The sequence below is a fragment of the Stenotrophomonas sp. SPM genome (assembly GCF_003105135.1).
Classification (GTDB): Bacteria; Pseudomonadota; Gammaproteobacteria; order Xanthomonadales; family Xanthomonadaceae; genus Stenotrophomonas.
Genome location: NZ_QETL01000001.1, coordinates 65,185 through 81,765 on the forward strand (window position 1 = coordinate 65,185; position 16,581 = coordinate 81,765).

Here is a 16,581-nt window from a genome sequence, read left to right on the forward strand (position 1 = left end):
ACCGGCATTGGTTATGGTTGCGGGAACATCGTATCAAATAGCCATGCTCCTGCGGGGTCCTGCTTGTACCGAACGATAGCGTACGCATCGTTGCTGAACTGCGTAGGACCCGCGCCTAACGGGTTGTTCTTCGTCCCGTAACGGCTAATCCCAAACACATGGTCTCTGAAGTCTGATCCAAACACGTCGGACAAAGGAATTTCAACCTGAATTCGGCCCGAAGGCGGCGGATTCATCGTCAAGTCTCTGAAGGAACGACTGCTCCGAGCATGCGACTCTGCCATCACGTACGCGGCGTCGCTGTTCATCTTCGTTGCGTGTTCGGCATACCGATGCTGACCGCCGTGGACGCCATCAACTCGCGTCCCTGTCATAGGATCCAGGCCCTCCACCACACGCTGGTAGAGCTGATTTCTCGTTACTTGCGGCCCATGCCTCTGAACGCCATGCCCCTCTGCGGTCAAACGTCTCATTTGGACTTCGATGACCATCTCAGCCGCGTTCGGTCCCGAGGATACTGACACAACGCCGGCACGCCGCGCGTTTCCGAGATCTCCAATTGCCCCTCGTTGCGCCATCATAGAGCCCCGCATGGGACTGCTAGTCAGGGCATCCTCCAGCAGGATGCGTCCAATTTTCGCACCTGCGCGAACGATGTTTATACCTGCAGCACCGACACCGTATACACCAGTTGCAACGCTGACTACCTCTATTCCGGTCTTCGTGTAGCTTCTGGATGCCGAGATGATGCCATCCACATCTCCCTTGGCCCAGTTGGCGTTTGCATTGGACAGAGTGGTCGCGTAGTTGTCCCAGATCTTTCCGGGCGTGTCCACAGAGAACATCCCCTTCAGCTCATCGATACTCCTGCTGAACTCGTTGCTATAGATGTGAGCTGATGGCTCGACTCCCATGATCAATGCGAGGTCAGACTTGTAGAGCGCTGATGCGGCTGCGTTACGTGTGAGCGTCACGACGCCTGCTACAGTCTCACGACCGTAGTCGGTGGCCGCCAAGACGGCACCACCGATAACCCCAAACACTGTTTGCGTCACGGTGGCTTGTGCAGGTGCCGCGTACAGCTGCTCTTGCAGCTTTATGTTGTAGTCCAACAGTGCGTACGAATCATCCCAGGATGGAGGCGCGCTCAGCCCCCTTGCCATCGCGTACAGAGCCGTGTTTTCGTACAGTTTTTCGGCGACCTGCTGCCATGCAGGATTGGAGAAGGGATTAAGTTCAGCCTCGGTGGGCACGTAGTACCCATACTTTCCGATGAATTCATCCGTAGTTGATCCAACACCTTGTGGAGACAACGAGGTTGCATTCTTGTACTGGCCCATTGCACGGGCGGCCAGCTCGTCGCCGTACTTTGCAAAGAACGCCTCCTCCTCGGCAGACTGGCTTTGGTTGGAACCTTGCGCGGTGGCGGCATCTTCACGCTTCAGTTCCTTACCTGCAGAAAAATCCCTCACCAGTTTATTACCGAGCGCGTTGCCGAACGCATCCGCGCCGATGCTGCGATAGTCGACCCGGTCGCCAAAGCCCATCGCGCGACGCGTGTGCAGGCTAACCACGCCGTCGAGCACACCGTTACCCATGTCAGTCCAGAAGCCCCCGCTACCACCGGCGTCTGGCGTGGGGTTCCAGCCCAATCCATCGCCTGCGCGTGTGCTGATCGCCGCTGAGACGGCATTTGCCGCGATGTTCCGCCAGCTAAAGCTGGCATTCACACCAATGGCACGTTCTGCGGCGTAGCTGGACACCCCCCCAATCATGGATGTTGCTGCGGCGCGGGCATAGTTGGTGTTCTGCAGATAATTAGATACGGCACCGGTACCGTTCTGTACCAAGCCGCCAAAGCCGGCAGTGGCGGCGCTAGTTGCACCCGCTACAGCGGCGTTACGCCAGCTAAAGCTGGCTACACCCATGGCGCTGCCAGCAGCCTGGCCAACAGCGCTGCCAACGAATCCGCCAATTCCTGCGGCTACAAGGTTTCCGCCCGCAAGCGAGGAGAGGCCGGTGGCCCAAAGCGAACCTGCAGCCGCGCTTGTGGCAGTGGTTGCAGCAGCGGTAGTGGCTGCCGTTGTCATTGCCGCGCTCATGCCAGACGCGACACCGGACGTGATTGCGGCTGAGGATCCCGCCGCTGTACCGGCAGCGGCAGCGGCGCCGGTGGAAGCTGCCGCTGTGCTAGCGCCCGCCGCGGCTGTTGTACCCGCTGCGGCGCCGCTTGCGGCACCGGTCGCCGCCGGCGTGGCCGCACCCGCCGTATACACTGTGACCACGATGATCACCACAATCATGATGATCATGCCTAGCGTGCCACAGCCGCCGCTCGGTGGCGGCGCGATGTACGGCAGGCTTGGAGTGGTGCTGCCGATGGCCGATGACGGATCGTAGGGCTTGAACGTACGGGCGTCGTTGCGATTCACCGATGCTTCTGGGGTGACGATGCGCGTACCCGCCCCGATCTCCGCATCGGCATCGCCAAAGCCATTGGCATCGGCAAGCACGTACCACATCTGGTCGGTACCGTAGACGCGCTGGGCAATGCTGCGCAGCGTGTCACCGGCCTGGGCAACCACCTGGCCACCACCGGCATCGTAGACGCCACGCCCAGCCACGCTTTGGATTTGTGTGGTGGTGTAGGCGCGGCCAGCAAACGTCCCTTGGAAGCCCTCCCTCAATTCGGCGATCTGCTGGCCAGCGGCCTGCACCAGGCGGTAGTTGGCGGGCCCACCTACGCCTTCCTGCTTGAAGGTGCCGTTGCTGGCCAACGTACCTTCCCGTCGGCTGACTACGCGTCCGTCAACGTCATTGGCGTAGTAACGCATGCGATCGTCAATGCTGCCCGACTTCAACGGCGTGGTCTCGCGCTGCGACATCAGCCTGCCGAAGGCGTCATAGCTGAGCGTGTTGGTCGTAGTGCGGTAGTTCGTGTTGGTGCTGCTGCCGGTCACGGACTTCTGCAGCCAGGTTTCGCGTCCCTCGTAGACCGTGGTGTAGGTATGGGTGTACTGGGTCGTAACGTACTTGTAGCCAACCAGGCGGCCAGCAATGTCGTACCCGCCACTGTAATCAGTGCCGGTGTCGTACTTCAGTACGCCCAGATCATTGGACTGTCGGCCACCGGTATTGTCCGCTTTACGTAACCACGTCATGTCCCAGTTGCTGTTGCGGATCAGGTTCTGCTGGACGCTGACGCGACCATCCTTGTCATAGCTGTATGTTTCGGCCGCGGAAAGCCAGCCACCATACGAATAGATCCCATAGATCTCATAGTTGCTCTTGCCGGGGTTGACCTCATCATTCCAGACGCTGTTGCTGGAGTAGTAAGTCATCGACGCGGTGAGGTGATTGGCTGCGTCATAGACCAGCTTCTTGCGCACACCGTTGCCTGACTCAAACACGCCATTGCGAATAGAGTCGGTGTAGTACTCGTACAGGCGGTTGCCGCGCTGATCATAAGCGGTGCGGTCGATCCAGTAGAAGCTAGCGCCACCGGTGCTTCGGTTGGTGGTTCGCGAGACGACGTTGCCAACGGCGTCATAGGCCAGACTGTAGGAATCCTCACCGTAGAGGGTGAGCACCACTTGGCCGTTCTGAAGTGAACCGTTGTTCACCAGGATCCGGTTCTCAGCGTCGTAGGTGTACCAGTAGTCCTTGGTCTCCACCGGCACGGCACCCGTGCCGCTGGCGCGAGACACGTTGCCCAGTCCAGACGGTGCCGAACCACCTGCAATCTGCACCGGGCCTGCCCAGGCAGTGACCGTCGGCGCAGCAAGCAACTGCGCCGGGGTCGGTACCGACTCGGGGGTGCTCTCTACCGGCGGCGCAGTCTGCACCGGTGGCTCGGTCTGTGCCGGCGGATCTTCCGGAATGTCCTCGAAGTCGATGTGATCGATCGGGCCGCCCGGCTGCGGGCCGGTGCTCGGCGGTCCGAGGCCGCTGGAAGATGCGCTCATCGCTGAAGCCGATGCATCCGCGGACGCGGCCACGCGGCGCGGCACGGTACCGCCGCCGCCACCCGGATTGGTGCCCCAGTACTCGGAGGTCACGGTAAAACTCACGTCCGCGTACAACCCGCTGGGGTCGGTTGCGCGGATGGTGATGGTCCAGCTCGCCCAGGAACGGGTGTCGTTGCTCTTGCCCCAGAAGCTGTGGCCGTTGGCGTTGTACTCGTAACTCAGCCACGCCGGCTTGGTGAGGATGGTGTACGTAAGCGGATTGTTGTCCGGGTCCATGAAGGTGTTCGGGGACAACGTGAACCCGCTCGGCTGCACGTAGTACTGATTGGTGGCCTGGAAGTGGCCGGCCGGGGATGGCGGCTGTACGGCCACATACGGGGCGCGGTTGGGAATGGGGGCTGCGGCAACGTTGATGACGAACACGGCCGAGCCCACACCGCCTCGGTTGTCGCGGCCGTCCAACTGCACCCAGTAGGTGCCTGGCTGCGAGGGCGTCCCGCCGATGGTGCGGCTGTTCGCGTCAAACCACAGGCCCGGCGGCAGCGTGGAGATGCTGTAGGTCACCGGATCGTAGTCCGGGTCGGGGAACTCGGGCAGCACCACGCCCACACCGGTACCTACCTGCATCTGCAGGGTGCCGATGCTGGGTGCAGTGGGATTGTTGTTGGCCTGTACGGTGAGGGTGAACGTGGCCGTGCCCACGCCACCGCGTCCATCGTTGGCATAGATGGTGATGGCGTAGGTGCCGGCGGCGGCTGCACCATTGATGGTGCGGCTTGCGGCATCGAACCACATGCCCGAAGGCAGGCCGCTGACCGAGTAGGTCAACGGATCATTGTTGGCATCACTGAAGGCATTGATCTGGATGCTGGTGGCAACGTTGGACTTGATGATCCGGTTGTTCTGGCCGCCCACAGGCGCGAAGTTCACGTAGCCGCCAAAAATGCCCTCGGCTGTGGCCTTTCCGTCGCTTGCGATGATTTTGATGCGGAACGAGGGAATGAATCCACCTCCGCCACCGGTCTGCGGGTGACGCGGGCGGGTGTAGGCCGGCATGGTGCCGGTCACGGTCCCGGTGTTGGGGTCAATGGCCAGCGAATAGGAGGCTATCCACTGCGGCTCGACGTAGCGCATCGACCACGCGGCATCGCGCTCATCCCAGAAGTACTCTTCATACCCGGGGTGCTCCACCATGATGGAGTAGGTGAGCTTGTCGCTGTTGGCGTCGCTGAAGGTGCCCGGCGGCAGTGTCCAGTTGACCTGCTCATTGAGCTGCGCGCTGCGGTTCACCAGGCCGCCGTTGTACACCGGCGCGGCATTGGTGACGTTGATGACGAAGCTGGTGCTGTTGGTGCCGCCGCGCCCGTCGTTGACGCTGACGGTAACGCTGTAGGCTCCCAACGTGGTGGCATAACCGGAAAGATAGCGGGTAGCCGGATCGAAATTGATACCCGCCGGCAGGCCACTGATGCTCCAGGTAAGCGTGTCGCCGTTGGCATCGACGAAGGTGTTGGCGGGGATCTGGTAACCCCACGCGGTGTTGCGCCAGGTCTCATGCGAGGGCAACGGGCTGGTCAGCACCGGGCCTGAATTCGGGGTGGTGATGGTCAGCGTCGTGGACGCACTTGCCCCCGCGGCATCCGTGGCCTTGATGGTCAACGTCCAGCTGCCTACAGCACTGGGGGTGCCAGTCAGACGGCGCGTCGCCGCATCGAAGCGCATCCACGCGGGCATGTTGCTGACCGTGTAGGTCAGCGTTTCGTTGTTGGCATCCGGGAACGCTGGAATGCCGTAGCTCCACGCAGCGCCCGCGGTGGCCGTCTGATTGACCAACGTAGGTGCCCGCGGCGCTGCGTTGAGCACGTTGAGATCAAACTTCCCTGTACCCACTCCCCCCTGGGGATCGCGGGCGCTAACTTGAATGCGGTAGTTCAGGTATTCGAGGTTACTGGGAGTTCCCGTGATGGTGCCGGTACTGGCGTTGATGCTCAGACCAATTTTGCCCAGCTCCACCAGCGCTCCAGCACGCAGGACGGGGTCGGGCAGGAACTCGGTAGGGTTGCGGGGGTCACGAACGTACTCCCAGGTGTCAGGCAACTGCAACCAACCCGAATAGGTGAGTGCATCGCCATCAGGCTCTACGAACGCACCTGCCGGGAGCACGAAATTAACCGGTGTGCCGTGGTTGATCGTTCGTGCAGGCATGCTGCCCGCACTGTAGACAGGTGCAGTGTTCACGAAGGGGCGAAGCGAAACCACGATGTCCAGATCGTCCGGATTACCGGCCTTGCCGACGCGCGAGGCGACACTGGCAGATGTGCCACGACCATCACGAACGCCCAAGCGCAGGGTGAACGAGCGCTGGCTCTCTTCTGCCGGCACAGTTCCTCGGAGGGTGTTAGTCGCACTATCGAACGTCATCCAGGATGGCAGCGCTGCGTGCTTGATCGTGTACTGGGTCGTGGGCGGCACCGTGTCGATCGTTTCGGATGATTCGGTGACCATCGACATGGAGTAGAAGATCCCGTCACCTTCGGTATCTGTGAACAGATTCGCAGGCAGCGAATAGCTGAAGTTGCGCCCAATGCTCAGCGTCAGGTCATTCAGCTTGACGCCAGGTGTCTTCTCCGGCGGCATGTCCTTGCCGATCTGGATGGCCAGCTTCGCTGTGCTGGTCAGGCCTGCGATGTCACGCCCTGTTACACGGAAGGAGAAGGAGCCGGCCTGATTGGCGTTGTTCGGCTTGCCGATGAAGCGGATGGTACCTGCCGCGGCATCGATGCTCGCCTTCATCCAGGTCGGCATGTCGAGGGCTTCAGCGATGATCGAATCACCCTCCAGATCAGTAAACAGACTGCTGATCGCCACAGTGACGTCCATGCTGTCATTCACGCGAATGCCTGGCAGCTGATAGCCGGCTGGCGTGAGCACCACCGGTGCGCGATTTGCCTTCGCCACCAACTGCAGCGTCATCGTGCTGCTCTGGCCGTCAGGATCAGTAGCTGTGAGCGTGATCTGATAGGTGGTGCCATCAGCCACGGTGGAGGGCACGTTACCATCCAGGCGCAGCACGGGATTGGCCTGGTCGATGAACGTGAAGTTCAGCCAGTTCGGCAGTCCGGAGACCTTGACTTGCAACGGGTCACCATTGGGATCCACGAACAGGCTGCCGAGCGACTGGCTCCAGGCGTAGCCACGGCCGAGGATAGCCTCACGCAAGGTCGGGGTGCCAACAACGGTCGGCCCGGCATTGGCCGCCGTGCGCAACTGCACCTTCTTCACCACCGCCGCGCCGTTCTGGTCCTTGGCGCGGATGCTGATCGTGATGCTCTCATCCTTGGTGGGGGTACCGCTCAGGCGCAGCACGTACGGGTTGCTCAGGTCCACCTTCAGCCAGGACGGCAACGAGGATGCGCTGTCCACGCTCAGCGAGAGCACATCGCCCACATCGTCATCAATGAAGTACATTGTGGCCGGCAACTCGGCGGCCCAGGCACGGCCCGTCTTGGCATTGAGCTGGCCCACTCCGTTGTCCAGCAGGCGAGGCGTGGTATTGGTGCGGCTGCGCACGGTGAACACCGTCGCCACCGAATTGGCGGCATTTGCGGTCTCGCGTGCAATCAGCTTTACCGAAATATCGGTATCGGCGCTGCCGGCAGCGGGGGTAGCACTGAAGATGATCTCGCCGGTAGCCGCGTCATAGCGTGCACCCAGCCAGGACGGCAGGGGCTGTCCGTTGGCTTGGGTGATGTCCAGCGTCAGCGCGTCCTGCTCCGCATCGCGGAAGACATCACTGAAGAGAATGTTGAACTCGGACACGATGCCCTTGCGCACCGTGCGATCAGCGACCGCTTTAGCCACCGTCGGCGCGGTGTTGGTAACCGGCATGGCGGCAGCGTTGGCACCGTAGCTGGACTGCACCAGAACTCGGCGGCGGTTGCCCACTGCGTCGTAGTCATAGCGAATGTCGAACAGGCGGCGGGCATTGCCGCCAGCCGATGCATCGTCCTGTACAACGCGCTGCACGCGATTGTGGCTGTCGTACCAGGTGCGGGTGAAGGTGTGCACCAGCACCCCCGCACCATCGCGGCTGTAGGACTCCTCCAGGGTGCGGTTTCCGGACGCGTCGTATTCGTAGTAGGCGTAGCTGCCCGTGCTTTCCTCGACGCGCTTCAACTGGCCGTTGGCGTAGTACTGGTAACTGCGGGTCGTATCGCCCACGCCCCCCCCGTTGCCAGTCTCGCGCTGCAGCTGACCACTGCTGCCGTATTCGTAATTGAAGTCGCGGGTGGACAGGTCGTTGTGATCGCTGCTTCGACCGAAGACGTCATAGCTCCAGCTCAACGCATTGCGCTGCACCTGCTGACCATCGCGGTCAGTTCCGGCCGCCACGCTCAGCGCGTTTGTTTCACGAGTTTTGCGGCCCAGTGCGTCATAGCCGAACTGCTGCGTGACACCCATGGCAGTCTGGCTGCGTACCACCAGATGACGCGTATCGTAGTCGTACAGCGCCGTATAGCCCAGCGCGTCGGTCACCGCTAGGCGGTCGCCGTTCTCGTTCAGCCGATACTGCTGCAGCGTGGTGGCATAACGAGCAGTACCTGCATCGTTCAGCAGGTAGTCACCGATGGATGCCACTTGGCCCAAGCGATCGTAGTTCTTGAAGGTAACGTAGCCCAGCGCGTTCTGTTGCAGCCGCTGGTTGCCCAACGCGTCGTAAGCCAGCAGCGTATTGGCACCTACCGCATCGCGCGAGCGCACCAGCTGGCCACCGGCGTCGTAATCGCTGGTGCGCATGCTGCCATTTGCATCGCGCGTAGCAACCAGCCGCCCAAAGACGTCGTAATACCATTCATTGACCGGTCGAACCCAGCTGCGGGCGCCCGTCTCGGCCACCACCTCGACCAGGGGACGCTCATCGCGGGTGATCTGGTTAAAGCCGTTGTATTGGTAGTTCGTCTGATAGCCGCGGCCATCGATGATCTGGATGACATTACCCCAGCGATCAAACTGCCGCATCAGTGATGAGGCAGTAGAGGCGTTGCCATTGAAGCTGGGCAGGTCTGTGCGCAGTGCCCGACCCAGGAGATCGGTTTGGATGACTGTCACGGCCGTCGCGTTGGCACTTCCATTCCAACTGCTGCGGGTCTGCCGCACCTGGTATCCGGCCAGGTTGTAGCCCAGGCGCAGGTCTGCCCCGCCCTCATTAGACTGGATGAGGTTGCCACTTGCGTTGTAAGCGTACTGCAGCTCGCCCGCCAAACCTGCATGGGACTTGGCCACAATTTCGCCGAAGCCGTTGTAGCGGACCGTTTCGCCCGAATCCACCGTTTCAACGCCAGCCACTGTTCTTCGTGCGGTGCTGGAGAGCTGGCGCCCACTGCGGTCGTAGGTGTACTCCATCACCACCACCGCGTTGCGCTCAGCGCTGGTTCCGCTGAGCGTCTGCCGCGTGCGTACGATTCTGTCTGCCGCGTCGTAGCGGTTGATCTGCTGGTTGCCAAGTGCATCCGTTGATCGAACCAGACGGCCCTGACGGTCGTACTGCAGGGTCTGGACCTGGTCTCGGCCATCATCGGCCACGGCTGACGCCTGCCCATTCACCCAGCCATTGGCGTAGCGACGGGTCTGCACGGCGTTGCCGAAGGCGTCGTAGAGCGAGGTGGTATACGGCGAAACCAGCGCATACAGCGCTTCGCTGGAAAGATCCAACGCAGCGTTTGCCTGCAACTGCGCCTCCGCGTCGGTGCGCAGCGCCTTGCGTTCGGGCTCTCGTACGGAGACCACGCGCCCCAACGCATCGTAGGCGGTGGTGATCGTACCGTTCTCGTCCGCGGACTTGGCTACCCGGCCCAGTGCATCGTAGGTGATGGTGGTCTGAATGTCGCGCTGGCCAGCACTGCCATCGGCACGCTGGAACTGGCGGCTGGCAGTCTCAGTGAGCTTCCGCCCCAATGCATCGTAGGTGAAGCGGGTGCGACGATCGAAGCCGGTGACGGCGTCACCGGTGGTGGGCTTCGGCGGTTGCTGCTCGCTCAGGCTCTGCAGCGGTATGCCTCGGGCGTGTTCGGTGCGCGACGCCACTTCACCGGTCACCGTGTATTCGGTGCTGGTGGCATAGCCCTCGGCATCGACCACCATGACCGTCCGGCCAAGGACGTCGTAGTAGCTCCAAGTGTGCGCCCATTGCGCGTCGGCCTGGTTGGCCTGTCCCGACATGAGCTCGGAAAGACGCTGCAGGTTGCCGTAGCCGTCATACTGGTAACGGACCGTCGGCGTTCCCTGGCGCGCAACGCCATCCGGGCCGTAGTACTCGCGCTGCGAAGACACGGTTTCTGTCTTGCGACCCAGGCTGTCGTAGCTGGTCAGCAATTGGCGGTCGGCCGCATTCGCGACCAGTCCACCACCGTCACGCAACTGCGCCTGGGTCAGTGCGGTGCCGGCACTCCACCCGGCAAGCGCGCCGGACTGCAGTGCCGTTGCAAAGCGGCGAAGACTGGTCTGGCTGCCGAATGCATCGTAACTGTAGCTGGTGACGTAGCCTTCCGGGTCAACATCGTAGGCCAACTGACCCAGTACGTCGTACACCTTGTAGGTGTAGTTTCCGCGCACGTCCTTCTGCACGACGGCCCGGTTCAACGTGTCGTAACGGACCTCAATCGTGTTGCGCTGACCGCTGGCCACCAACAGGCCACTTGCTTCATCGATGCCCCAGGCATCCGGCAGCGTCGTGCGGATCTGGTTGCCGCGATTGTCGTACTGGTACTCAGTGACGCGGGCGGCACCGCCATCTGCATCCTCGCTGCGGCGGACGACATTACCCAGCGCGTCATAGACCCACCGCGTGATGATTGCACGGGTGGCCGTGCTGATCTGGCCGTTGGTGGCAACGGTGGATACGCTCACCTGCGGTGAGGATTCGCTCAACCGGTTGCCGACCGCGTCGTAGGTGTAGTTCCAGACCTGGCTCGCGGTGTTGGTGAACCGGGTCAGTTGACCGGCGCCATTGTAGGTGAAACGCTCTATCTGTCCCAGTGCGTTGGTGTGCGTGCTCACGCGGCCAGCGGCATCGTAAGCGCGGCTGTCCAGGCGCCGCTGGGCGGTTGTCCGGGCGTTCGCCCAAGTCGTCAGCGTGTCCAAGGTCTGCACACTGCTGGTGTCCGGCTTGAGCAGGAAGCTGACCGTGGCCACTGCTTGGCCCAGCGCGTCGTAACGTATTTCACGTACCGCACCGCTGGCATCGATGCTGAAACGCTGCCGACCGGCGGCGTCCACCACGATACGCTCGCTGCGGAACTGGCCGGCACTGCGCAGCGGGGCCAGCAGTCCATCCAGCGACTCCAAGCTCTGCTGGGCGTCGAAGATCACACTGCTGCCATAGACCGTGGTAAGCGTTCGAATCGAGCCTTCGTAACCGTACTCGGTCACCCGGCCGCGACCCTCTGCATCGCGACGGACTTCAAAGCGCACGCGGCCTGCGGCATCAAGCACTACATAGCTGTTCTGGTTCTGCGCAGTGTTGGCCAGCAAGCCTGCCATCGTGGCAACGGTCAGCTTGCCCGCAGCCAGATCGACGCGCCGCTGCGCGGTCAGATCAATACGGGTGGCGTACGAGATCACGCCCACCTGCTGACCGGACGCATCGTAGCGGCGCTCGCTGACGCTACCATCGGCAGCCACCTCATAGCGTACCTGACCAACGCTGTCGCGTACCTGCCAACTGACGGCATCGCGGGTTATGTCGATCGTCAGGCCTGCCAGGATATCTGCTGGCGCCAGGCTGCCCGCCAGCAGTCCGGCACGACGGGAGCTCAAGTCCAGGGCATTGGCGTAGCGGACCTGGCGGACGCTCCGGCCAGCCGCGTCTCGGTCAATGCCGGTCACAGCACCGGCAGCATCCAGGCTCAGCCGTAGCTGGCCGTCCTTGTTATAGACCAAGTACTGCTGGATGTCGCGGGCGTCATCAGCTGCCAGCTTTGCCTGTATCTGCGCCGCAGTTACGGCCTCCCCCAAGCCGGTAAGGGCAATGGCGGTTGCATAGCGCCGTTCTGCAACAACGCGTCCTTCGCGATCGTACCAGCGACGGGTAACGCCGCCGGCGGCGTCCACGCTGAACTGCACGCGGTTGTCGGCGTCGTAGACCATTCGCGTGGTACGGCCGGCCGGATCGATGCTGGCTACTACGTTTCCGTTGCTGTCGTAGCGATATTGGGTCTTGAGATTCAGCCGTCCGGTACCCGGGTCGACCGTCTGGCTGATGCGGCGCCCCAGCGTGTCATAGGAATAGTCAGTGGTGGTGGCCGCGGCCGTACCGGCTGCACTGGTGACAGTAAGCTGGTTCCCCGCTGCATCCCAGGCATACGTGGTCTTCAGCGCAAGTCCGGCGGGATCCACGAGGGTCTCGACCAGGTTGCCCGCTGCGTCATAGCTGCTGCGGGTCTCCACGCCACGGTTGTCCACGACGCTGAGCTGGCGACCGGCGGCGTCGTAGCTGTAACGGGTTGTCAGTGCCTGGCCCTGCGGATCCACCGTGCGCTGCAGCAGGCGACCCACGGCATCGTAACGGTACTCGACTATGCGGCCGCTGGCATCCTGCGTACGTGTGAGCAGCCCGCGCACATCAAAGGCCTGGGTCTGGCGGCTGCCGTCGGCGGCAACCACAGCCGTCTGTCGGCCATCGGCGTCGTACTCATAGCGGGTGATCGCACCCAGAGCATCGGTGACACTGACCGTCTGCCCATGACGGTTGTACGCGGTGCGCACGGTGATGCCTTCCGGCGATCGCATTGCCACTGTCCGCGCGACATCGTCGTACGTCCAGGTTGTCACTGCACCTTCGGCGTTGGTGCGGGACAGAACACGATCAACTGCATCGTAGGTTTCAGACTGGCGCTGCTGCACGCCATCCACGGTCTGCCAGGTCGCAACCTGCCGGCCGCGACGGTCATACGACCACTGCTGCACCTGCCCACGACCGTCAGTACGGCTGATTACCCGGCCGAACGCATCGTAGGTCCAGCTCTGTTGGGTCTTCAGCGCCGCATCACCAATGACCTGCGATATGCGCAGACCACGTGCGTCGTAGCTGCTGAAGCTGACCTGCTCAACGCCGGGGCCCATTTCAAGGCGATCATAGGTCTGCTCGCCGAAAGCGTTGTACTCAAAGCGTCGGCGATTGCCCAGCCCATCTGTCCGTACGGTCAGCAGGCCTCGCTGGTCATAGCTCATCTGCACGCGAGCGTCGGTGGCAGCGACATACTGCAGCGTGCTGATGGCAGCAGCAACGCTGCTGCGATTGCCAGGATTGGGGATCGTCAGCCGTCCCGCATACGCGATGGTGTCGATGACCTGCCCGAAAGCATCGTAGCGTGTCTCGGTCACCTCACCTGCGGCGTTGGCCACACCCTGCACATCGGCGACGCCGCGCACGGTGTGGGTCGCACGCCCAGCCGCATCGTAGAAGTACCAGGTGCGGCTTCCCTGCGCGTCGATGCTCTCAATGCGACGACCAACCGCATCATAGGTGTGTCGCACGCCGTACTGGGCAAATACTGCATCCAACTGTGCCTCGGTCATGCCCGGCAGCGGCTTTGTGGCACCATTTCCGGTCAGTTCACCAATCAGGTTGCCCAGCGCGTCATAGCGCAGATAGCCTTCGCGGATCTCGGTGGTACCTGCAGCAACGCGCGTAGCGACCAGATTGCCGAGCGTGTCGTACTCATGACGCGTAACGGTGCCTTCGGCATTGACCTCAGTGGTGGCCCTGCCCAGCGCATCGAAACTGGTGCGGCTCTCGCGCATCCCTCCGGCCGAGGCCTTGGTCACCAGCGCCTGCAATGTCTCGTTGCCCGTCAGCCCGGTCAGACGCTGCAGGTACGTGCGGGTTGCGCGTGCATTGTTGGCGCTGTCATAGACCACCGCCGTCAGATAGCCCTCTCCGTCAAGCACCCCCACCAGACGATTGAGGCCGTCGTAGAAGTTGCGAGCCACCTGATCATCAGCATGTGCTGCCGGACGCAGATCGGCCAACTGCGCCGCCGTGCGCAGCGCGGGCGTCACTGCAGTAGCGTAAGCAATGCTGCGCACCATGCGGCCTGCGGCATCATAGACCTGCTCGGAAAGGTACCCACCCGCATCCAGGGTGCCGATCTGTCGACCGCTGGCATCGTAGAAATAGCGCTTGGATCGGGTGCTGGCGGCATCCCCCGCAGCGTTGGTGCCGGTGGCTTCCAACAGGCGACCGGCGCCATCATAGCGGTATATTTCTTGGTTGCCGGCAGCATCCAGGCTGCGCACACGCAATCCGGCAGCATCATATTCATCTCGCGCGGTACGGTCATTGCTATCCACAGCAGGGCGGTACTGCGACCACTCAGTCACCTGCACCACGCCTGCCTGCACCCAACTGCCTGTATTCAGAGCCTTTGCGTGAGCGGTCGTGGAAACCACGCGACCAAAGGCGTCCCGCTCGTAGGTCACGGCAGCACCGGTCGGACCCACCTCGGCCTGCAATTGGCCCTGGTTGTCGTAGAAGTAATAGCGGCGGCCGCCTGATGCGTCTTCGCTGGCGCGCAGACGACCGTAGCTGTCGTAGTAGTTCCGCCGCGTGACACTGAGCTTGCCGTCGATGCTGGCGCTGTTCACGCTCACGGTGCGCCCATATGCATCGCGCACTTCGGTCGTTACCCGCTGGGCGTTCCCGGCGCCGCCTTGGGTTACGCGCACGCTCATGCCGGCGTCCAGATAGTTCCAGACACTGCTGGCCAGGAGCGTGCTGTCGCTTCGGCTGACCTCGGAGAGCAGGCGCCCCAGACCATCGTACGTATAGGTGGTGGTTTCCTGCACCGGCGCACTCTGCGTCCCGCGAACGGCCAGGGTATTCAGCAGGCGTCCCTGTCCATCGTAGGTACTGCTGCGCACCACCGCAGCGGCATCCAGCACACCCTTGCCACCTGCATCCAAGCTGGCGAATTCGGTTCTGCCCGACGCGCGCCCCCATAGGTCATAGGCGTAGTCAACGCGGCTGCCGCCAGCACCCGCGTTGGCCGTGGCCCATGCGGTCAGGCCCGCAAGCGTGATGCTGCCGTCATAGCGTGCATTGGCGTAGCTGCGCTCACTGGCCAGTTGGCCTATCCCCGATCCGGCAGCGTTGTAGAGATACTCTTTCACTTCCCCTGTGGGGCTGACCACGAAGCGGAGACGGTCCTGCGCGTCATAGACGTACAGTGTGCTCTCGCCCCCGGCAGGCTGGGCATTAGCCCCTGCGCCGTCGGCATCCAGGCCGGTGTAACGGGTTTCACTGGTGATCTGGTTGCTGGATGAGTAGGTCCGCTGCACAGCACGCGCGCTACCGTCGGCACCCGCACGTTCCCATTGCCAGAGCACATTGCCCTGGCTGTCATAGGCGAAATCCGTCTGCGCAAGTGCTTCACCGCCCCGGCTGGTTGCCACACGGGTGACGTTGCCATCGGCATCGTAGGTATATTGGGTAGCATCGCGCTGGCCGGCCCGCGCAGGCAGCTCAGCCCGTGTCAGTCGGCCCGCGCTGTCAAAGCTGTAACTCCAGGTAGATCCCGTCGCGTCACTGACATCTGTTCGGCGGTTCGTCGCATCATAGCGATAGGTAACCGTCTGGCCACGCCCATCGGCGTCATTGGCATTGTCATCGCCCACCGTGGCCGTGGTGACACGCCCCTGCGCGTCGTAACCGAAGCTCAACAGTGTGCCGTCACTCTGGCGAACCAGCTTGATGCGCAGACTGTTGCCATCGTAAGTGTATGACGTGCGGTACAGCAGGCCATCGTTGCCACCGCCCTCGTTCCATTGCGAGCGGTCACTTGCGTTGCTGGGAGTGAGATCCACCAAAGACCATGACAGGCGGCCCAGCGTGTCGTAACCGTAGCTCACGCGACCACTTACCTGGCCCGCTGCTTCGCCATGCACTTCGGCCTTCTGCAGGCGGCCGGATGCATCGTAGCTGAAGCGCAATGCGGCCAGCGAATCGGCATCGCGCACCGCGGTGATGCGGCCTTGCGTATCGTAGTCAACGACCCAGCTGGTGGCATTGGCATGGCCGTCACTGAAGCCGAGCAGGCGCCCGCGCTGCTGCGCGTCGCTGTGCGAGGCATAGACTTCAGTCGCTCTGGAGGAACCCTCCACGTAGGTCCAACGGGAAGTACCGGCGTCCCAGCTCAGTTGGTCGTGCGCGCCGTCGCCATCCGTAGAACGGTAGACATTTGGTGCCGCATATACGAAATCCTGGTAACCACCATCACCGGTATGCCGGCGCATGATGCTGCCGACCTGCCCCGCCTGACCCTGCAGCAGTTCAACACGTCGCTCAAAGCCGGTGACCCAGCCGTCCGCTCCGAACTGGGCCACCGTACCCATGCTGTTGTAGGTCCGGACATTGCCGATGCTGATTCCCCGGAACAGCAACTGCTCATCCTGGGACTGGAAGACAAGGTTGCCGTTGGCAACGTTCACGTACTGGCGGTCGGTGCCCTGCCCATTGCGGGCCGATCCTGTCCCTGTGCCGGACAGGCCTGCGTTGAACAAGCCCAGACCATTCCCTGTGAACACTGCGACCATGACCGTTTCCCTGCCGTTCCAA

The 16,581-nt window shown here is 62.4% G+C and carries 1 protein-coding gene; it reads right to left on the bottom strand.

The features are described from left to right. Positions 1-11 precede the first annotated feature (11 nt). Positions 12-16,559, bottom strand: a complete 16,548-nt coding sequence (locus DCO49_RS00360; RefSeq protein WP_116862276.1) for a putative Ig domain-containing protein — start codon at positions 16,557-16,559, stop codon at positions 12-14. Positions 16,560-16,581: the final 22 nt, after the last annotated feature.